Origin of the sequence: Kitasatospora sp. NPDC058115 (assembly GCF_042884635.1) — a bacterium.
Lineage (GTDB): Bacteria > Actinomycetota > Actinomycetes > Streptomycetales > Streptomycetaceae > Kitasatospora.
Genome location: NZ_JBHVTL010000001.1, coordinates 1 through 20,518, shown reverse-complemented (window position 1 = coordinate 20,518; position 20,518 = coordinate 1). Strand labels below are relative to the sequence as shown.

Genomic DNA, 20,518 nt, shown 5'->3' with positions numbered 1-20,518 from the left:
GTATTTTCCCTATACGACCGGATGGCCCCGGTGCCCGCCGCGCGCGTCAGCGCGTGCTGCCGGTGCGGCCGAGGGCCAGCGGCGGGCGGACGGCGCCCTTGGGGGTGAGCCGGGTGGTCCGGGGGGCCTGCACGAACGAGCGGACCTGGACGGGCAGGCGCACCACCGGGGCCGGCTCGGGGGCGGGTTCGGCGGCCAGCAGGTGCACCAGCTCGTGGAAGCGGTACCGCAGCCGCTCCTCGCGGTCGGCTCCGGCCACGTCCATCAGCGACGCGTCGACCAGGCCCTCCATCATCCGTTCGGCGGCCCCGGCCGGCACCGCCAGGGCGGTCGCGGCCTCCGCGGCGGAGAAGGAGCCCCGCCGGACCCGGGCGAGGCGGCGCAGGAAGGCCTGGCTGTCCGGGGCCAGCCGCCGCACCGACAGCAGCAGGCTCTGCCGCACGTCGAGGTCGCCCAGGCGCAGTTCGTCGAGCCGGGCGGTGCGGTCCGCGAGCCGCCGGGCCAGCCGGGTGGCGGAGCCCCGGGGGCGGGCGGCGTACCGGGCGCCCGCGATCCGCAGGGCCAGCGGCAGACCGGCGCAGTGGGTGACGAGGTCGTCGAGGTCGGCCGGGGACTCGGCGGCCCGGCCGGCGCCCAGGACGGCGGAGAGCAGCAGGCGTGCGTCGTCGTCGTCCAGCGGTCCCAGCGGCAGGGTGTGCTCCCGGGGGACCCCGGCCAGCACGGTGCGGCCGGTGATCAGCAGGGTGGGTCCCGGGGTGCTCGGCAGCAGCGGTTCCAGCTGGCGGTCGCCGACGGCGTTGTCGAGCAGGATCAGCATGCGCTTGTCGTAGGTGGCGGCGCGGTAGCGCCGGACCAGGTCGTCCAGGTCCTCCCCGGGCGGGCCGGGCCGCTCGCCCAGGGCGCGCAGCAGGCCGGTGAGGACCTCCCGGGGGTCCTTGGGCTCGCCGTCGGCCCGGCACAGGGTGACGTGCAGGCGGCCGTCGGGGAAGGACTCCCGCAGGTGGTGCACCGCGTGCAGGGCGAGGGCGGTCTTGCCGACGCCGCCCATGCCGGCCACCAGGAACCGGCGCGGCCCGCCGGGTCCCCCGGCGCCGGGCGCCGGCCGCAGCAGGGCGCACAGCCGCTCGAACTCCCGCCGGCGGCCGACGAAGTCGGGGAGGTCCGGGGGCAGGGTGACCGGCGCGCCGGGGAACGGGAGCGGCTCGGGCACCGGGGAGGCCTCGGGGTCGGGGAGCGGCACGCCCGCGTCGAGGCTGCCCGTCAGCACCGCCTGGTAGGTGTCGGTGAGGACCGCCGAGGGGTCGATGCCCAGTTCCTCGGAGAGGACCTGGCGGCCCTCGTGGAACACGGCCAGCGCGTCGCTCTGCCGCCCGCACCGGTACAGGGCGGTCATCAGCTGCGCCCTCAGCCGTTCCCGGACCGGGAACTCGGCCACCAGTCCGGTGAGTTCGGCGATGAGGCCGTGGTGGGCGCCGAGCGCCAGGTCGGCCTCGATGCGTTGCTCCAGGGTGGCCGCCCTGGTCTCCTCCAGCTGCGGCCCGTAGGCCTGGGTGAGGTGGGGGGTGACGTTCGCCAGGGCGGTGCCGCTCCACAGGCCGAGCGCGTCGCGCAGCAGTTCGGCGGCGTCGGCGTGGCGCCCGTCCTGGAGGGCGACGGCGCCGAGCCGGGCCAGCCGTTCGAACTCGGTGACGTCGACCCGGGAGCCGCGGACGTCCAGCAGGTAGCCGGGCTGGCGGCGGACGAGCTCGACCTCCGGGCCGAGTCGTTTGCGCAGCCGCGAGATGTAGGTGTAGATCTGCGCGCTCACCGTCTTGGGCGGGTCCCAGCCCCACAGCAGTTCGGTCAGCCGCTCGTCGGACACGACCTTGCCCCGGGCCAGCAGCAGCGCCGCCAGCAGGGTGTTCTCCTTGGTGCCCAGGATCTCGATCGGCCCGGTACACCGGCCGGCCTCGACCGGGCCGAGCAGTCGGAACTCCATGTCGCCCCCATGCGCTGTCATGTGCGGCTCTCCGCACTGCCCTATGGAGCTGTCACCCGCCCTGAGAACATCTTCGACCCCACGCTTCTCTCATTGGCGGAATGGCCAATATATTGGCAGCTGACGGTTTGCATGGTCAAGTAGTCTGGGAGCGCCCGGAACAAGGCCGAGCCGGGGATCCGGTTCAAGGGCGGGCGGACGGCGATCCGGCCGGGAGGTGCGGACACGGTGGTGGACGAGAGGGAAGGCGGGCGGTCGCTCGCCGAGAGGCTGAACGCGTTGTTCGCGCGCACACGGCGGACCGACGCGCACGGCCGGCAGTGGGAGTACTCGACGGCGCAGGTGGCCAAGGCGGTCACCGACGACCCGTCGCACCCGGCGACGCTGTCGCGCAGCTACCTGGCGATGCTGCGCAACGGCTCGCACACGAACCCCACGCTGAGCGTGCTGGAAGGGCTCGCCAAGTTCTTCGACGACCACCGCGAGCCGGGGGCCCCGCGGGTCACGGTGCAGTGGCTGGTCGCCGAGTCCTCGGCCGAGGACGAGCTGCTGCAGCGCGGGCTCGCGAGCCACCAGGTGCGGGCGATCGCCATGCGGGCCGGGGCGATGACGCCCGCGATGCGGGAACAGTTGCTAAAGATGATGGCAAGTCTCGACCAGGCTGGAGCGGCGGACCCCGCGGTGTGAGCATGGACGCGTGTCTGTACGCGAACGCGATCTCCGCCGCTCCTGCAAGCGTCTCCTGCGCAAGCTGGAGATCCAGCCCCCGTTGCGGGTCGACGAGCTGTGCCGACGGCTGGGCGAGTACCGGGGCAAGCCGATCCGGCTGATCCCGTGGCCGCTGCCGGTCCCCGGACCGTTCGGGGTCTGGATGTCGCGGGACGACGACGACTGCATCTTCTACCAGCAGGAGACCACCAGGGTCCATCAGGACCACATCATCCTGCACGAGATCGGCCACCTGCTCGCCGACCACCAGGACGACGGGACCGGGGCCGGGGCCGCGGCCGCGGCCTTCCCCGACCTCGGCCCGGAGTACCCCTGGGAGCACCGGCGCCGGGGCTTCCTGCGGACCTGCTACGACGAGGACAACGAGCGCGAGGCCGAACTGGTCGCCACGATCCTCCAGGAGTGGGCCGTGGTCACCGGCGACCTCGCACCCCGCGGTCCGCAGGCCACGGCGCCCGGGGTGCTGCGCTCCGCCCTCGGCTCCCGCTGGGGGCGGACGTGATCCTCCGGGAACCCGCCACCGTCGTACTGGTCGCCGGATCGGTGTGGAAGGCGGTCGACCTGGCGCGCGCACCGTTCGACCGCGCGCTGCGCGTCCTGGTGGCCTCGCTGCTCCTGCTGACCGCCGGTGAGCTCCTCGGCTTCCCGGCGGTGCTGAGCGCCACCGACGCGGTCACCGCCGCCGGCGTCGGCGAACTCGCCTCCGGCGCGGCCTCCATGGCGGGACTGGCGGCGCTGACCGTCTTCTTCGTCTCCTCGCTGCGCGGCGGGTACCGGGAGAACCGGGCCCGGATGCGGTTCGAGGCGGCACTGCTCGGCGCCGTGGTGGCCGCCCTGGCGCTGTGCACCCTCGCCACCCCCGAGGCCCTGCGCGGCCACCCGCCGGGCACCCCCGGGGCGGCGCGGACCTCCCTCGCGGCCTTCGCCGTGATCGGCAACGGCTACCTGCTCTACGCCTGCCTGGCCTCGGCGCTGTGGGCGGGGCGCTACGCCCGCCCGGCCGGGCGGCACCTGGCGCTCGGCCTGCGCACGGTGACGCTCGGGCTCGGCGTGGTCGCGCTCGCCTCGGCGGCCCGGATGGTCCGGGCGGGCCTGCGGACCGGCGGACCGGGGCCGCACCCCGCGTTCGACACCGGCGGCTGGTCGCCGGACGACTGGGGGACGGGCCTGGTGCTGGCCGGCCTCTGCTACGCGGCCGGCGCCCAACTGGTCGCCTACGTCCGCTCGGTGCTGCACCACCGCCGGATGTACGAGGGGCTCGCCCCGCTGTGGACCGTCCTCGCCGACGCCTACCCCGAACTCGTCCTGACCCGGGAGCCGGAGCGCACCCGCTTCGGCCGGCTGGGGCTGCGCCACACCCACGCCCGGTTCTACCGCCGCCTCATCGAGTGCCGTGACGCGCTGGTGCGGCTGAGCCCGTACCTGGCGCGCGTCGCCCCCGCCGACGACCTCGCCGGCGGGCCCGCCGACCGCCTCGCCCGCCACATCGCCGAGGCCCTCGCCCTGAAGCCGGCCGTCGAGGACCCCAACGCCGCGCTGTCCGCCACCCGGGTGGCGTTCCCCTCGGCGAGCGGGCTCGGCGCCGACGCCCGGGAGCTCGTCGCCGTCTCCCAGGCCTACGCGAACCGCGCCCGCTGACGGTGCCCCGGCCGTCAGCGGCGGCCGGGGAGCGGCTGGAGGAGCGCGAAGTAGGCGAAGGACGGGCCGCTCAGCGCCTCCACCCGCAGCCCGGCGCGGGCCGCGTGCGCGGCCAGGGCGGGCACCCGCAGCTGGTGCCGGTGGAAGCACTCGCCCACGACCAGCCGGCCGCCCGGCTTGAGCACCCGCCGCAGCTCGGCCAGCGTCCCCGTCGGGGCCGGGAGCTCCCCGAGCACCGTGACCAGGTAGGCGGCGTCGAAGACCGCATCGCCGAACGGCAGGTGGTGGACGTCGGCCAGGCACGGCACGATGGTGCCGATGCCGCTGCCCGCCGCCCTGCGCACGACCCGGTCCAGCGCCCGGTGCCGCACGTCGACGATGTCCAGCCGCCCCTCCCGGCCCAACTGCGGGGCGACGTGCAGGGCCTGGCGCCCCGAACCGGGGCCGATCTCCAGCAGCCGCTCGCCCGCCCGGGCCCGCAGCAGGCCGTCCAGCCGGCGCAGCGACAGCAGCGGCAGCGGCCGGTCGAAGCGCCCGCGCCGCACGTAGGGGGCGGGCGCGGCGGCGGCCGGCCACCGGGCCGCGGCGCCGGCCAGGGCCGCGGCCGAAGCCACCGCCGCCGTGCCCGCCACGACCCGCCCGACGGTGCTACGGCGCCGGGACGGGGTGGCGGGCGGAACGGCTGTCACGGGGATCTCTCCTGCTCTGCGCGGGCGGGTCGGCGGCGCACCCCCCACGATTCCCGAATCGCGGGGCGCGGTCGCTCCCCCTGATGCCCGTTCTCGCCCTGGTACTGGCTACAGCCCCCGTGCCCGGGGCCCCCGCCCCGGGACCGGTCGTCACCCGCGCACGGGCGTGAAGCGGACCGGCAGTTCGGTCATGCCCCGCAGCGCGATGCCGCCGCGCCAGCCCAGCTCCTCGACCGGCACGTCGAGCGCCAGGTCCGGGCAGCGCTCCAGCAGCGACCGGACCACCACCGCCCCCTCCAGCCGGGCCAGCGGCGCGCCGAGGCAGTAGTGCACCCCGTGCCCGAACGCCAGGTGCCCGTTGGTGTTCCTGGTGATGTCGAAGCGGTCCGGGTCCTGGTACCGGTTCGGGTCCCGGTCGGCCGCCGCCAGGGCCACCAGCACGGGGCTGCCGTCGGCGGGGATCACCGTGTCGCCGACCCGCACCTCCTCGGCGGCGAAGCGGACGCTGGCGGTCTTCAACGGGCCCTGGTAGCGCAGCGACTCGGCGATGGCGCCGTCGATCAGCGACCAGTCCGCGCGCAGCGCCGCCAGCTGGTCCGGGTGCCGCAGCAGCGACAGCACCGCGTTGCCGATCATGTTGAGGGTGGTCTCGTGGCCGGCCAGGAGCAGCAGCAGGGTCGTCGCGTGCAGCTCCTCCTCGGACAGCCGGTCGCCGTCGTCGTCCTGGACCTGGATCAGCGCGCTCAGCACATCGCTGCCGGGGGACTCCCGCTTGGCGGCGACCAGCTCCCGGAGGTAGGCGTGGAAGCGCTGGGCGGCCTCGGCGGCGGCCGGGCTCCGGTCGTTCACCACCAGGTAGCCCGACCAGCGGCGGAACTGCTCCTGGTCCGGCACCGGGACGCCGAGCAGCTCGCAGATCACCGCCATCGACAGCGGGTAGGCCAGCGCGTCCAGCAGGTCGGCGCGCCCCTGCGGCAGCATCGCGTCGAGCAGTTCGTCGGTGGTCCGCTGGATCGTCGGGCGCAGCAGCTCGATCCGGCGCGGCGTGAAGGCCCGCGAGACCAGGTTCCGCAGCCGGGTGTGGTCCGGCGGGTCGGCGGACAGCATGTGCCGGCCGACCTTGGGCCGCGAACCGCCCTCGCTGCCGTCGCCCATCACCTCCTTGCGCAGCGCGGGGTCGGCCGCCGACCAGTCCTTGCGGAACCGGGGGTCGGCGAGCGCGGCGCGGGCCTCGGGGTAGCTGACGATCAGCCACGCCTCGCTGCCGTCGAACAGCCGCACCCGGTGGGCCGGTCCGCGCTCGCGCAGCTCGGCGAAGACCGGGTAGGGGTCGGTGAGCATGCGCGGACCGAAGGAGGCCAGGTCCAGCGGCCCGGTGGTCACGGCGGTGTCGAGGGCCATCAGATCTCCCGCGCCTTCTCGCTCAGGATCCCGTGCACGTAGCCGGTGATGCCGTTGACGGTGGGGTGGTCCCACACCAGGGTCGACTTGATGTCGATGTCGTACTCGTCCTCGATGTCCCCGCACAGGGTGAGCGCGAAGATCGAGTCCAGGCCGTACTGGATCAGGGGGACGTCCGGGTCGATGTCGCTCTCCGGACACTCCAGGAAGGAGACCACGTGGTGGATCAGCAGCGCGCGGATCTCCTCCGGGGTGGGGCAGTCGACGGCTTCCTCGACGGGGGCGGTCATGATCGGGTTCCTCTCTCGGGATTCCGGGTGGTGGGGTGATGGGGAGGGCGGTGGCGCGGTGGCGCGGTGGCGCCGGTTCAGCAGAGCCGGCGGCCGATCAGGTCGAAGCCGGTGTTGGCCGCGTACCGGGCGGTGAGCTCCGCGAAGACCTGGTGGCCGGCCTCCCGCGCGCCGTCGACGGGGTCGTACCCCAGCCGCGCGGTGAGCCGGTCGAGGGCGCAGACCAGCCACGCCGGGTCGCGGACGAACGCGCTGGGGTGGTCCTGGTTGTGCTGCCACACGCCCACGCAGGCGGCGGCCGCCAGCAGGACGGCGTAGCGCTCCGCGAGCTCGAAGGCGACCGGCCCGGCGAACGGCGTCCGGTTGCGCGGCGGCAGCCCGGTCCAGCCGTTCTTCTGGGCCCGCAGCTCCTCCAGCAGCCGTCCGTGCAGCACCCGCAGCGCCGGGTCGCCCGAGAGGTCGGCCGCCGGCAGGGTCGCGATCAGCCGGTCGTCCGGCCCGGCGCCGGCCGCCAGCCGGCCGAAGTCCAGCTCGGGCAGCGGCTCGCCGAACCGGAACAGGACCGGGTCCGGCGCGGCGGAGGAGAACCAGCTCTTGCGGGCCAGCCTCGGCAGCTGCGGGATCATCGTCGCCTGGCAGATGGTGGCCCCGGAGTGCGCCAGCGCCGCGACCGGCAGGTCCCGCAGGTGCTTCTGGAACACCGCGTGCGGGCCCTCGCGCAGGAACGACCGGGCGCTGAGCAGCACCGCCAGGCCGTCGGCCGCGTTCTGCGCGAGCATCGGGACCAGGTACTTGGCGGCCGCCGCGTAGACGCTGGTCTGGCCCGGCAGCACGTGCAGCGAGCGGCACACCGTGGTCGCCAGGCTGTCGCAGACCAGCAGATCGGTGAAGGCGGCGGTCAGCTGCGCCCTGGCGTGGGGCAGTTCGGCCACCGTGCGGTCGTACAGCCGGCGCCGCAGGGTGAAGTCGGTGACCGTGCGCAGCATGGTGTCCAGCGCGCCGACCATCGCACTGCTCGCCACCGACTTGGTGACCTGGAAGCAGCGCAGCACCGTCTCCATGGCGTCGCCGATCTCGCCGACCACCGCCGAGGCGGGCACGGGGCACTCCAGGAACTCCACCCCGCCCAGGTGGGTGGCGCGCATGCCGGAGGTGCGGAAGCGGGGCAGGAAGCGCAGCCGGTCGCGCGGCACCGCGGCCGGGTCCACCAGCAGCAGCGAGTGGCTGCGGTTGCCGGGCTCGGTGCTGGTCCTGGCCAGGACGGTGATCGCGTGCGCCCGGGCGATGTTGTTGATCACCTCCTTGCGGCCGTCGAGCACCAGCTCGGCGCCGCGCGGGGTGGCTGTCAGCCGGGTGCGGGCGAGGTCGTCGCCGTGGGCGAGTTCGGTGATCGCACCGGCGGTCTGGCCGTTGCCCAGCAGGACGTCGGCCAGCCACCGGCGCTGCGCCTGGTCACCGGCCGCCCAGACGGTGGAGGAGGCGATCAGGTTGATCGCGCCGAACCCCAGGCCCAGGGCGCCGTCCCGGCGGAACACCGTGCGCAGCACCCGGGCGAGCCGGTCGGCCTGCACGAGCCGGCCGCCGAGCGCCGTCGGCACGAACTCCGCGCCGATCCCGTAGGCCTCCATGGCCTTGCGGCCGGCGGGCAGGAAGTCGCCGTGCTCGTCGGCGTCGACGAACGCCTGGTAGCCGACCGGGTTGCCGGGGTCGGTCGGGTCGCCGAGCAGCAGCTCCAGCGGGTCCGGGGTCTCCAGGTCGCCGAGCGGGCCCGCCGGTGCGGGCCGGGCCGGGGAGGCGGTGTCGAGGGCGGTCATACGGCGGCTCCGGTGAGCTGGTAGGGCAGCAGCGAGGGCAGCCGCCCGGCGGTGAACTGGTCGACGAGCGGCTCCACCAGCCGGTCGACGGCCTGCTCCGGGTCCTGTCCGCCGTCGGCGGCGAGGTACGCGGTGCGGACCGGGCGCAGCGAGCGCAGCAGCCGCACCAGGCAGCCCTCCAGCCACAGCCCGGAGTCCCAGAGCCCGTGGCCCGCCAGGGCGAGGTCCGACTCCCGGTTGCGGAGCCACAGGTGCACCGCCGCGGCGGCGGCGAGGCAGCGGGCGTAGCGCTCGGCGAGCTCGAACGCCTCGGCGGGGGCCCCCGCCGGCACGGGCCGGTACGCGGTGATCCGGCCGATCAGCTCGTCGGCGGCGCCGGCCACGTCGGCCGCGCACGCGGCGAGCGAGGCGGGGACGGTGCCGGCGTCGGCGAGGGCGCGCAGCTCCTCGACCGCCGCGGGCAGCGCCCGCAGCAGCCCGCAGCCGTCGCGGGGCAGCAGGTCCAGCCTGCCCGGGTCGAACGCGGGCAGCGGTTCGGTGAGGGTGGTCGCCGTCCGCAGCCCGGCGCCGGGCGCGGCGCCGCGCCGGTGGCCGCGGGCGATCAGCGGGAACAGGTTGACCAGCGCGTGCAGGTTGATCACCGAGTTGCCGTCGAAGATCCCGACGATCCGGTGGTCGCGCAGCACCTTCTGGAAGCGGCCGTCGGCGAAGGTGTCGCCGCGCAGCAGCGAACGGGTGCCGATCAGCCGGGCGAGCCGGCCGAGGGCCTGGTCCACCAGCGTGGGGACCAGGTACTTCGTCGCCGCCGAGACGAGCGCGAGCTCCTCGGTGAGCGCGTGGATGGACCGGCCGGCCACCAGGGTCAGCGCCTCCGCCGCGAGCAGGTCCGCGTAGGACTGCGCGAGCAGCCGGCGCGACTGCGGCAGGTCGATCAGCCGCCGCCCGTGGTTCAGCCGGGTCAGCGCGTAGCCGGTGGCCATGCCGAGGGCCTGGTCGCCCGCGCCGAGCGACAGCGACGCGCACAGGGTGCGGGTCAGCTGGAGGCTCTTGAGCACCGTTTCGATGCCGTCGCCCTCGGTGCCGACCAGCGCCGTCCCCGGCACCTCGGCCCCGGAGAACACGACGCCGCTGATGTCCGCGCCGCGGATCCCGTGCAGCCGCGCCGCCGGGAGCGGGCGGTACTGCGCCGGGCCGAGCCGGCGCTTGTCGACCAGCAGGACGCTGAAGCCGCGCGGGCCGCCCTCCGGGGAGGTCCGCGCGAGCACGCTGACCAGGTCGCCCCGGGTGGCGTTGTTGATCAGCCACTTCTCCCCGGAGATCCGGTAGCCGCCCGGGACGCGCTCGGCCCGGACCTCCCCGGCCAGCAGGTCGCTGCCGTGCTCGCGTTCGGTCAGGCCCCAGGAGACCACGGTGCCCCGGGCGACGTCGGCGCCGAGCGCCTCGGCCTGCTCCGGACTGCCCCCGACCCAGACCGAGACCGCGCCGAGGAAGGTCTTGGCGTGGGCGACGGCGACCGTGAGGTCGCGCCGGGCCAGGGCGCGGACCAGCTGCACCGCCTCCGGGAAGCTGTCCAGCGCCCCGCCGTACCCGGCGGGCACGTACTGGGCGGGCAGACCCAGGACGTCGAGCTCGCGGCAGATCTCCAGCGGGAACTCCTCCCGCTCGTCCAGCTCGGCGCACCGCGGGTAGGAGAACAGCCGCCCGGCGTCGTGCGGGTCGCCCAGCAGCCGGTCGAACGCGGCCGCCACGGTGGTGTCCGGCGCCCTCACGCGGCACCCCCCGCCACGGCCGCCGCCCGGTAGCGCCGCCCGACCGGCCGGCTCAGCTCCTCGTGGACGGGCTTCAGCCCGCCGCTCAGGAACAGCTCCCGCATCAGGGAGCGCTGCACCTTGCCGCTGGTGGTGCGGTGCACGTGCCCCGGGCGCAGCAGCACCACGCTGGGCAGCCGCACCCCGAGCGAGCCCGCCAGCTCCTCCTGGATCCGGCGCGCCAGCTCGCCCGGGTCGACCTCCTCGCCGCGCGGGACGCGCAGCTCCTGCATCACCACGAGGTCCTCCTGGTCCGTGGGGACCGAGCAGACGCTGCCCGACAGACCCCGGAAGGCCGGGTGCATCGCGGCGACCTCGCGCTCGATGTCGTGCGGGTAGAGGTTGCGGCCGTGGATGATGAGCATGTCCTTGATCCGGCCGGTCACGTAGAGCTCGCCGTCCTCGAAGGCCCCGAGGTCGCCGGTGCGCAGGAATCCGGCCTCCCCCTCGGCGGTGACGGCCCCGAAGGCCCGCGCGGACTCCTCCGGGTTGTTCCAGTAGCCCGGTGACACGCTCTCGCCGCGCACCCAGATCTCGCCGACCGCGCCCTCGGGCAGGGTGACCCGGCTCTCCGGGTGCACGATCCGCACGTCCATCCAGTCGGCCCGGCCGCTGCTCACCAGCGGCAGCCGGTCCGCCTCCGCCGGGGCGTGCGTGCGGTCCGGGGCGTGCGTGCCGTCCGGGCCGTCGGCGTCGTCGGCACCGGCGGCGTCGCTTCCCGCGCGGACCAGGAGGTGCCGTTCGAGGGCCGCCCGGTCCGCCTCGATGACCGGCGCCCGCCGGCCGCGCGGCGTGGCGGTGATCAGCAGGGTCGCCTCGGCCATGCCGAAGCAGGGCGCGACGGCGTCCGGCCGGAGCCCCGAGACCGCGAAGCGCTCGTTGAAGCGGGCCAGCGTACCGGGGTTGATCGGCTCCGCGCCGTTCACCGCCGTCCGCAGGCTGGAGAGGTCCAGCGCCGCCGCCTTCTCCGCCGTCACCTGCCGCGCGCACAGCTCGTAGGCGAAGTTCGGGGCCGCCGTGTTGGTCACCCGGTGCTCGTCGATCAGCTGCAGCCACAGGTACGGCCGGCGCAGGAAGTCGCCGGGCGACAGCAGCACCGTACCGGTCCCCAGGAACAGCGGGGCCAGCAGCATCCCGACCAGGCCCATGTCGTGGTAGAGCGGCAGCCAGCTGCAGGAGGTGATCGACTCGTCGAGGCCGAACGTCCGCTCCATGTACCGGATGTTGTCGGCCAGCGAGCGGTGGGTCACCACGACGCCCTTGGGGTCGCTGGTGGAGCCCGAGGTGTACTGGAGGAAGGCCGGGGTGTCGGCGCCGATCCACGGCTGCGGCCCGGCGGCGTCCGCGTCCGGCTCGAAGGTGTCGGTGGCGACGCAGTCGAGCTCCGGCGCGCCCGCCTCCGCGACGGCCTCGACGACGTCCGCCAGCGACCGGCTGTCGGTCAGCACCACGGCGGGCCCGGCGTTGCGCAGGATCGCGGCCGTGCGCGGCCCCCGGCGCCCGTTGTTCACCGGCAGCGGCGCCGGCACCGCCACCAGGCCGGCGTACATGCAGCCGACCAGCGCCGCGACGAAGTCCAGCCCGGTGGGGTACAGCAGCAGGACCCGGTCACCCTCGGCGCACCGGGTGCGCAGCCGGGCCGCGACCGAGCGCGCCCGGCGGTCCAGCTCGGCGAAGCCCAGCGTCAGAGTCGTCCGGCTGGACCCGCTGACCTGCACGAAGCTGACCGCGTCCCGCTCCGGCCGGTCCTGTGCGTACCGCCTGAGCCGGTCGACCAGGTAGTCGCCCATCCCGCAATTCCTTTCTCCATGGTTGCCGCGGACCCGGTACGGGAGCGGTTCACCTCGTCGTCGTGAGGCCGGCGAGACCGGCCGGCCGTCCCGTGCCCACCGGGTGCCACAGCGGTGCCGTGGCGACCCGGGCGTCCGGGGTGCGGGCCGCCAGCTCGACCGCGCGCAGATAGTGACCGGCCAGCCGCTCGACCGTCGCCCGCTCGTACAGCCGGGTGTCGTAGCGGAAGTCGACCGCGAACGCCTCGGCGCTCTGCAGCACGTCGACCGCCAGGTCGACCTGCCCCTCCTGCTGGGGCAGGTGCCAGGGGCTCAGCAGCAGCCCGGAGCACCGGGTGACCCGGTCCTCGTCCCCGGTGTCCAGCAGCGGGCGCAGCCCGGCCGCGGCATGGGCGGTGGACAGCATGTTGAAGGTGATCTGGAACAGCGCCGACCGCCCGGCGGCCCGCCGGCTGCGCGACTCGCGGGCGACCAGCGGGAACGGGTAGCGCCCCGCGTCCATGCCGCCGCGGATCTGCTCGTTGGCGGCGACGGCGGTGTCCCGGAACGTCGCCCCGTCGGCGAACGCCGCCTTCAGCACGATGGTGTTCATGAAGTTGCCGACCACCTCGCGCATCCGGCTGCTCAGCCGGGTGGTGACCGGGGCACCGATCAGGAACTCGCGCTGCCGGGTGGAGCGGTGCAGCACCACCTGGAAGGCGGCCAGCAGGAAGGCGTACGGCGTGACTCCCCACTCGGCGGCCGCCGACAGCGCCGGCCCCGCCAGCTCGGGCGGCACGGTCACCCGCAGGGTGTCACCGGCGAAGGACTGGCTGTCCGGCCGCCGGTGGTCGGCGGGCAGCTCGGCCGCCGGGACCTCGGCGCAGACCTCGCGCCAGTGGCCGCCCATCGCCGTGCCGCGGGCCGAGGCGAGCAGCCGGCGCTCCTTGTCGACGTGGTCGTGGTAGCGGCCCGCCGGCGGCGGTCCGGCCGGGGCCGGGTGCTCGTACCCCTTGAGCAGATCGCCCAGCAGCAGCGCGTTGGACGCCGCGTCGGTGGCGATGTGGTGCCCCGCGACCAGCAGCACCGCGTCGGCGGGCCCCCGGGTCAGCAGGACGAACCGGAACGGCGCGCCCGACTCCGGCACGAACGGCCGGCCGAGCTCCTCGCGGACCGCCGCCCGCAGGGCCGGGTCGTCCGCGCCGGGCAGCTCGCGCACCGTCAGCACCGGCTCGCCCAGCGGTTCCTCGATCCGCACCGGCCGGCCGCCGACCACGTCGAAGCGCGAGCGCAGCATCGTGTGCCGCTCGCCCAGCGCCGCGACGGCGTGCCGCAGCCGGTCGAGGTCGACCGCCGAGCGGATCCGCACGGCGAGCCCGGTGTTGTACGCCCCGCTGTGCGGCGCCAGCCGGTACAGGAACCACTGCGCTTCCTGGGTGTGCGAGAGGGGAAGGACCTGCTGCGCCATCACGCGCCCCCCGCCCGCACCGGCGACCCGGCGGCCCGGACCGCCCGGGCCAGCCGCAGATCGTCCCTGAGGTGGCCCACCAGGTGCCGCAGCAGCGCGGCGGTGTGCGCCTCCAGATAGAAGTGGCCGCCGGGGAAGGCCCGGTACTCGAACCGGCCGCTGGTCAGCTCCGACCAGGCGCGGACCGTCCCGGGCGGGCAGTCCCGGTCCTGGTCGCCGTTGTAGGCCACCACCGGGCAGCGGACCTTGGCCGGCTCCGGCGCATAGGTCTCGACGGCCCGGAAGTCCGCCCGCAGCGCCGGCAGCGTCAGGGTCAGCAGCTCCGGATCGGCCATCGCGTCGGCCGAGGACAGCCCGAGCCGGCGCACCGCCGCGACCAGCGTCGCGTCGTCCTCCAGGTTCAGCCGGCTCGGCTCCCTGCGGTGCGGCGCCGGCTGGCCCGACAGGAACAGCCGCACCGGCTGGACCCCGTGGAGAACGTCGAGCCGGCGGGCGACCTCGTAGGCCAGCGCCGCGCCCATGCTGTGCCCGAAGAAGGCCACCGGGGTGTCCAGCAGGGGGGCCAGCGCCTGCGCGGCCTCGTCGGCGAGCGCCGTCATGGACTCCACCGGCCGCTCGTGGATGCGGCTCTGGCGCCCCGGGTAGCAGGCCGCCCGGAGCTCGATGTCCTCCGGCAGGTGCGCCGCCCAGCCGTGGAAGAACGTCGGTACGCCGCCCGCGTGCGGAAAGCACACCAGCCGCAGAGCGGGACGGGCCGCGGCGCCGTACCCCTGAAACCACTTGCCGCCCGTTTGCGTCATGGGGATCCCTCCGGGACAACCGGTCGAAGGACGAGATGAATGCACTGAACGATGATGCGAAGAATGCCTATACATCAGCTATATGAGTCATATGCGGATCAATCCACATCCTTCTCGGTGCGCGCGGTCCGGCTGAAGCCGACCACGGCGGCGAGGGCCGCGACCGCCGCCCACAGCAGCATCGAGGTCCGGGTCGTCCCGATCGCGTCGAGCAGGTAGCCGCAGCCCAGCGCACCGAGGGAGTTGAAGCCCGCGCCGAGGAACCGCGCGGTGCCGTTGACCCGGCCCTGCATCTCGTCCGGCGTGTTCTGCACCTGGAACACCCAGGCGGCCACGTTCAGGATCCCGGAGGCGAAGCTCAGACCGCCCAGGACCAGCGCCAGCGCCACCGGCCGGTGGAGCAGCGCCACGAACGGCATCAGGACCACCCACAGCGTCGTCACGATCACCAGCACGGTGTGCAGCCGGTAGCGCCGCGACAGGTGCGGCTCGACGAGCGAGCCGGCGATCCCGCCGATCCCGCGGGCGGCCGCCACGATCCCGAAGTCGGCCGGTGAACCGCCGTTGCGCTGGATGATCACCATCACGGTCAGCGCGAGCACCTGGAAGATCAGATTGCTGCCGGCGAAGAACCCGACCAGGAACCGGGCGAACTTCCGCCGCCACAGCCAGCTGACGCCGTCCCTGATGTCCGTGTACAGCCGCCGGCCGGACCGCTCGCCCACCACCGCCCGGAGGTCGCGCCTCAGTCGCGCCAGCATGCCCAGCGCCAGCAGGTTCGCCGCCGCCATGAAGCCGAACGGCAGCCAGTGGGCGGCCGACAGCAGCAGACCGCTGGCCGGCTGGCCGAGCAGACCGATGGCCGAACCGCGCGCCTCGTTGCGCGACATCGCGGTCGGCAACTGCTCGGTGGAGACGACGCTGCGCACCGCGGCGCGCTCCGCGAGGTCGTAGAAGGTGGCCAGGCTCATCTCCACGAACGCGGCCAGCATCAGGTGCGGCAGCCACACCTCGTCCCGGGCGACGGCGACCGCGACACTGGCCACCGTCAGGAGCCCGATGACGTCACACCAGAGCATCACCCGACGGCGGTCCCAGCGGTCCACGAAGGCGCCGGCCGGCAGCTGGACGACCAGGTTCGGCAGCGCCGCCGCGAAGCCCACCAGCCCGGCGTGGGCCGCCGACCCCGTGTGGTAGAGCGCCAGCAGCGGGAAGGCCACCATGGCGATGCAGGAGCCGAACCGGGAGATGCCCGCGCTCAGCCAGAGCCGGGTGAAGTCCCGGTTGCGGTGCAGCGGCGGATGGTCGGAGGGCGGGGCCTGCCGGGCGTCCGCGGCGGCGCGGGCGTCCGCGGCGGCGCGGGCGTCGGGGGCGTCGGGGGTTTCGGGGGCGTTCTGGGCGTCGGGGGTCTCGGCGGTGCCTGCGGTGCCCGCGGTGCCCGCGGCAGGGCTCATCGGGCGCGTCCCGCGGGCCGGCGGGACGCCCGGGCCGGCGCCGGGAGCGCCTGGAGGTCGACCTTCCCGCTGATGCTGAGCGGAATCCGGGCGATCGCCAGGAAGGTGCTCGGGATCATGTAGTCCGGCAGGCTCACGGCCAGGTGCGCCCGCAGCGCGGCCACCTCCGGCGCCCGGTCCACGGGCACCAGGTAGGCGACCAGACGGAGGTCGCCCTCGCTCGGCTCCCACACCGTGACGACGGCGTCGCGGACCCCGGGGTGCTCGATCAACCTGGCCTGGATCTCGCCCAGTTCGATCCGGTAGCCGCTGATCTTGACCTGGGTGTCGATCCGCCCGAGGAAGACCAGCGCGCCGCCGGGCCCGCGCCGCACCAGATCACCCGTGCGGTACATCCGGGCCCCTGGCTCGCCCCATGGATCGGGGACGAAACGCTCCGCGGTGAGATCCGGCCGGTTGGCGTAGCCACGGGCCAACCCGTCCCCGGCGATACAGAGTTCGCCGGTCCCGCCGTCACCCGCCGCGCGGCCCGCGCCGTCCAGCACGTGCAGCCGGGTGTTGGCCAGCGGGCCGCCGAGGAGCACCTCCGCCGGCCGCTGCGGAACCTCCCAGAACGAGGACCAGACGGTCGTCTCCGTCGGGCCGTACACATTGGTCAACCGGCGCACCCTGCGCCGCAGTTCACCGGCCAGCGCGACCGGCAGGGCCTCCCCGCCGACCAGCGCGTGGACATCCGGCCGGTCGAACCCGGCGGCCAGCAGCAGCCGCCAGCCCGAGGGCGTGGCCTGCACGTGGCTGACGCCCCGGTCGACGACCAGCCGCAGCAGCGCCGCGGGATTGCGCGCCTCCGCGTCCGGCGCCAGCACCACCCGGCCGCCGTCCAGCAGCGCCGAGTAGAGCTCCAGCGCCGAGATGTCGAAGGAGACCGAGGTGGCCGCGAGCCAGGTGCCCGCCGGGCCGGCCCCCACGTCCTCGGTGACCGAGCGCACCACGTTCAGCAGTGAACGATGGGTGACCATCACGCCCTTGGGAGTGCCGGTCGAACCCGAGGTGTAGATCACATACGCCAACTGCTCGGGGTCCGAGGCCCGTTCCGGCCGGGAGCTGTCGTCCGACTCCACGGCCGGACCGTCCTCCCCGAGTTCGAGCACCGCCCCGGCGAAGCCCGCCGGCACCCGCCCGGCGGCGCCGGCCCGGCAGATCAGCACCGCCGCCCCGCTGTCCGCCAGCATGAACTCCAGCCGCCCGGCGGGCAGCCCCAGGTCGAGCGGGAGGTACGCCGCGCCCGCCTTCCACACCCCGAGCAGCGCCGGCAGCAACTCCGGGCCGCGCGGCAGCAGCACCCCGACCGGCCGGTCCGGCCGCACGCCCAGGGCGATCAGCCTCCGGGCGATCCGGTTCGCCTGCCGGTCCAGCTCGCCGTAGCTCAGCCGGGCCCCCTCGGCGACGACCGCGACCGCCTCCGGCGCGGCATCGACCTGCGCCTCGATCAACTCGACCACACGACCGACGGCTATCGCCGTGTTCATAGTCTTCCCTTCCACTCGTCGGCTCTGATCGGTACGGGCCGGGTGCGGCCGGGCCGGGAGGGGCCCGGCCGCACCCGGAGGGTCAGGACTCGGCCCGGCGGGCCGCGGCGTCGTCCAGGCCGCGCTGCCACAGGCCGGTCAGCCGCTGCTGGCTCGGCCACACCTCGGCGATGACCCGCTTCACCAGCTCCCGGCCGGCCGTCGCGTTGGTCAGCAGCACCCCGCCGAGCCCCGAGTGGACCCGCAGGCCGGACATCGCCTGGTAACCGATCGCCTGTCCGCCGTGGCCGAACTCCAGGTCGGCCCCGCTGTCGTCGACGATCGTGCTCCAGCCGTACGGCCGGCCCGAACGCGGCGTCAGCATCTCCTGGACCAGCGGCCGCGGCAGCAGCGCGCCGGGCAGCCCCAGGTAGCCGCGCCGGACCTCCACGGCCAGCCGGGCCAGGTCGGTCGCCGTCGTCCACAGACCGGCGGCCGCCGACTCCGCGTAGACCTGGTAGCCGCCGGGCAGCGGCCGGCCGGGCTCGTCGTGGCCCAGGGCCACCGGGCGCCCGCCCGTCCTCGGGAACGCCGGGTCGAAGCTGCTCCCCGCCATCCCCAGCGGACCGAACACCAGGGTCCGGACCACCTCGTCGAAGGGCGCCCCGGTGAGGTCGCTCATCGTCTGCTGGAGGATCGAGATGTGGAGCGTGTTCATCAGGAACGCGCTGCCCGGGGCCGACGCGAAGCGGGGCGGCGGCGTCACGGCCGGCGGCCGTCCGTGCAGGACGTCCAGCACCGTCGGGATCGGCTCGTCCGGCGCGAACCGGTTGAGCCGCGGGTGCTGGGCGAACCCGGCCAGGTGGCCGAGCAGCTGACGGAACGTCACCGCCGGTGCCGGGTCGCCGGGGATCCGCCACGAGGTGAGGTGCGCGTTGACGTCCTCGTCGAGGTCCAGGCCGCGCTCGGCCAGCAGCCGGAGCAGCGCGAAGGTGGTGACGTGCTTGCTGAGCGACCCGGCCGCGAACACCGTGTCGGTGGTGACCGGCTCGCTGCCGCCGGCGGCCAGCGTGCCGAACGCCTCGGCCGAGGCGATCGCGCCGTCCTGGATCAGCACCAGGCTGACGCCCGGCACCTCGTGGCGGGCCAGCAGCTCCGGCATGGCGAGGCCGATGGCCGAAGCGGCCCCGCGGCTGCGCCCGCCGTCGGCCCGACCGGCGTCCGCCTGCCCGCTGTTGGTCTGCCGGCTGTTCGCCCGGGCGCCGTTCGCCCGGGGTGCGGCGAGCAGGGTGCCCAGCTCGGCGACCAGGTTCTCGGCCAGCTCCCGCACCGTGTCCTCGGTGTGCAGCTCGGCACTGTACGTCCAGCCGAGGTACAGCCGGCCGTCCTGGACCTCGGCGCGCACCGCCAGCTGGTGCCCCCGGCCCGCCGAGCCCTCGCGGACCTCGTCCTCCCGGCGCGGTGCCAGGAAGAGCCCTGACAGGGCCGAACCACGGCCCGCGGAGTCCTCCGGCCGGGCGAACGAGAAGCGGACCAGGGGGGCCGGCTGCGCGGCCAGCTCCTCGGCGACCACGGCGTCCGGCGCGAGGTGACGCAGCAGCCCGTAGCCGTACCAGGGCTCCGGCACACCGCGCAGCTGCTCGCAGACCGACCGCACGGCGGCCGCCGTGTCCCGGCGCTTCGGAAGCCACAGCGAGACCGGGAAGGCGTCGGCGAACGCACCGACCGCGCCACGGAGTTCGGGAACCTCGCGGCGGAGGTCGCGACCGACCTCGATGTCGATCCGGTCGTTGCCGGTCCAGCGGGTGAGCACCCGCCCCAGCACGCCGAGCAGGGTCTGCTCGGCCTCGGCACCGCCGAGCAGCGCGGCGGTCGGCTCCGGTGCCAGCACCGTGGTGAGCGTCCGCCGGCCGGCCCAGGTGTGCACGGCCTCCGGGTGGTCGACCGGCAGCTCCACCTGCGGCTGCCGGTTGAGCCAGAAGTCCGCCTGGTCGGTGATCTCCGCGTCGCCCGCCCGCTTGGCCACCCGGCCGGCCCACTGCCGCCAGGTCATCGCCGGCCGGGCCCACTCGGCCGGCCGACCCTCGGAGAGGCGCCGGTACGCCGCTTCGAGGTCGAGCAGCAGGGTCTCCCAGGAGTCGGCGTCGACCGCCAGGTCGTACGCGGTGAGCCAGAGTTCGGGGAGCTGCTCGCTGCCGAGCACCCGGTCCCCGCCGAACCGGCAGAGACTGGCCCTGAGCACCGGACCGGCCTGCGGGTCCAGGTCGGCCCGGTCGGCCGCGGTGGCCGTCGCGATCTCCTCGGCCCGGCGCTCGGCCGGCACCGACTCCAGGTCGACCGTCCGCACCAGCTGCGCGGACTCGTGCGCCGCCGTCCAGCCGTGGGGCATGGTGCCACTGGTGTCCAGGCGGAAGCGCAGCGCCTCGTGCTGGGCGACCACGGCCGCCAGCGCCTGCTCCAGGAGCTCGGGGTCGAGCGGCTCGGTCACCGGCACCCGGACCGAACGGGCCGGCGACCCGCCCTCCTCCAGCAGCCGGAGCTGGCCCGGCAGGAGCGGCGAGCGGTCGGCGTCGTCGGACTGCCCGCTGCCGACCAGGCCGGCGAGCTCCGCGAGGCTGCGGGCCTCGTAGATCATCCACAGTGACAGGTCCAGACCGGCCTGACGTGCGGAGTTGAGCATCCGGACGGCACGGATGGAGTCGCCGCCGAGGTCGAAGAAGTTGTCCTCGACGCCGACCCGGGTGACGTCCAGACCCTCGCACCACAGGGCGGCGAGCTTCTCCTCGACCGGCGTGCGGGGCGGCGTGTGACGCCGGTTGGCGTCCGCCGTCTCCCGGTTGGGGGTGGGGAGTGCCCGGTGGTCGAGCTTGCCGTTGGCGGTGAGCGGGATGGTGTCGATGGTGACGAAGGCGGCGGGGACCATGTAGCGGGGGAGTGTGGCGGTGAGGTGGTCGCGCAGGTCGGCGGGGTCGGGGGTGTGGCCGTCGGCGGGGACGAGGTAGGCGACGAGCTGCTTGCCCTTCTCGGTGTCGTGGGTGGTGACGACGGCGTCGTGGACGTGGGGGTGGGTGGTGAGTGTGGTCTGGATTTCGCCGAGTTCGATGCGGTAGCCGTGGATTTTGACTTGGGTGTCGATGCGGTCGAGGAATTCGAGGGTGCCGTCGGGGAGTCG

15 protein-coding genes are annotated in these 20,518 nt (G+C 74.9%); 3 read left to right on the top strand and 12 right to left on the bottom strand.

The genetic code is table 11. The features are described from left to right. Nucleotides 1–46: 46 nt before the first annotated feature. Complete coding sequence (locus ACFVVL_RS00075) at nucleotides 47–1,999, bottom strand: BTAD domain-containing putative transcriptional regulator (protein ID WP_387670069.1); 1,953 nt, start codon at nucleotides 1,997–1,999, stop codon at nucleotides 47–49. A gap of 210 nt (nucleotides 2,000–2,209) precedes the next feature. On the opposite strand from ACFVVL_RS00075, the gene ACFVVL_RS00070 reads away from it, so the two are divergent. From ACFVVL_RS00070 to ACFVVL_RS00060, 3 genes are read left to right on the top strand one after another with little or no spacing between them, the layout of a single operon-like run. Beyond that, entirely contained in the window at nucleotides 2,210–2,665 is a 456-nt protein-coding gene (locus ACFVVL_RS00070; RefSeq protein ID WP_387670066.1) for a hypothetical protein, read from the top strand. Nucleotides 2,666–2,675: 10 nt separating this feature from the next. Beyond that, nucleotides 2,676–3,209, top strand: a complete 534-nt coding sequence (locus ACFVVL_RS00065) for a hypothetical protein (RefSeq protein WP_387670064.1) — start codon at nucleotides 2,676–2,678, stop codon at nucleotides 3,207–3,209. Next, nucleotides 3,206–4,345: an MAB_1171c family putative transporter gene (locus ACFVVL_RS00060; protein ID WP_380290351.1), complete on the top strand. Its 1,140-nt coding sequence runs from the start codon at nucleotides 3,206–3,208 to the stop codon at nucleotides 4,343–4,345. Before ACFVVL_RS00065 ends, ACFVVL_RS00060 begins: the two co-directional genes overlap by 4 nt. A 14-nt stretch (nucleotides 4,346–4,359) precedes the next feature. On the opposite strand, the gene ACFVVL_RS00055 is transcribed toward ACFVVL_RS00060, so the two are convergent. The 11 genes from ACFVVL_RS00055 to ACFVVL_RS00005 form a co-directional block, all read right to left on the bottom strand. Beyond that, complete coding sequence (locus ACFVVL_RS00055) at nucleotides 4,360–5,034, bottom strand: class I SAM-dependent methyltransferase (RefSeq protein ID WP_387670062.1); 675 nt, start codon at nucleotides 5,032–5,034, stop codon at nucleotides 4,360–4,362. A gap of 150 nt (nucleotides 5,035–5,184) precedes the next feature. Continuing rightward, nucleotides 5,185–6,435, bottom strand: a complete 1,251-nt coding sequence (locus ACFVVL_RS00050) for a cytochrome P450 (protein ID WP_380290355.1) — start codon at nucleotides 6,433–6,435, stop codon at nucleotides 5,185–5,187. Then, entirely contained in the window at nucleotides 6,435–6,725 is a 291-nt protein-coding gene (locus ACFVVL_RS00045) for an acyl carrier protein (protein ID WP_380290357.1), read from the bottom strand. The genes ACFVVL_RS00050 and ACFVVL_RS00045 overlap by 1 nt, the downstream gene beginning before the upstream one ends. A 77-nt stretch (nucleotides 6,726–6,802) precedes the next feature. Continuing rightward, entirely contained in the window at nucleotides 6,803–8,539 is a 1,737-nt protein-coding gene (locus ACFVVL_RS00040) for an acyl-CoA dehydrogenase (RefSeq protein WP_387670059.1), read from the bottom strand. Next, on the bottom strand, nucleotides 8,536–10,308 hold the full coding sequence (locus ACFVVL_RS00035) for an acyl-CoA dehydrogenase family protein (protein ID WP_387670057.1): 1,773 nt from the start codon (nucleotides 10,306–10,308) through the stop codon (nucleotides 8,536–8,538). Before ACFVVL_RS00035 ends, ACFVVL_RS00040 begins: the two co-directional genes overlap by 4 nt. Continuing rightward, the gene (locus ACFVVL_RS00030; protein WP_387670055.1) at nucleotides 10,305–12,137 is read right to left on the bottom strand and encodes a fatty acyl-AMP ligase; all 1,833 of its coding nucleotides are present in this window, start codon (nucleotides 12,135–12,137) and stop codon (nucleotides 10,305–10,307) included. The genes ACFVVL_RS00035 and ACFVVL_RS00030 overlap by 4 nt, the downstream gene beginning before the upstream one ends. A 49-nt stretch (nucleotides 12,138–12,186) precedes the next feature. Then, the gene (locus ACFVVL_RS00025; RefSeq protein ID WP_387670053.1) at nucleotides 12,187–13,584 is read right to left on the bottom strand and encodes a condensation domain-containing protein; all 1,398 of its coding nucleotides are present in this window, start codon (nucleotides 13,582–13,584) and stop codon (nucleotides 12,187–12,189) included. Beyond that, a complete protein-coding gene (locus ACFVVL_RS00020; protein ID WP_387670050.1) occupies nucleotides 13,584–14,384 on the bottom strand; it encodes a thioesterase II family protein in 801 nt (266 codons plus the stop codon). Before ACFVVL_RS00020 ends, ACFVVL_RS00025 begins: the two co-directional genes overlap by 1 nt. Before the next feature lie 98 nt (nucleotides 14,385–14,482). Next, complete coding sequence (locus ACFVVL_RS00015) at nucleotides 14,483–15,838, bottom strand: MFS transporter (RefSeq protein ID WP_387670047.1); 1,356 nt, start codon at nucleotides 15,836–15,838, stop codon at nucleotides 14,483–14,485. Next, on the bottom strand, nucleotides 15,835–17,367 hold the full coding sequence (locus ACFVVL_RS00010; protein WP_387670044.1) for an amino acid adenylation domain-containing protein: 1,533 nt from the start codon (nucleotides 17,365–17,367) through the stop codon (nucleotides 15,835–15,837). Before ACFVVL_RS00010 ends, ACFVVL_RS00015 begins: the two co-directional genes overlap by 4 nt. A gap of 82 nt (nucleotides 17,368–17,449) precedes the next feature. Then, on the bottom strand, nucleotides 17,450–20,518 hold a 3,069-nt coding region (locus tag ACFVVL_RS00005; protein ID WP_387670041.1), incomplete at its 5' end, for a serine hydrolase.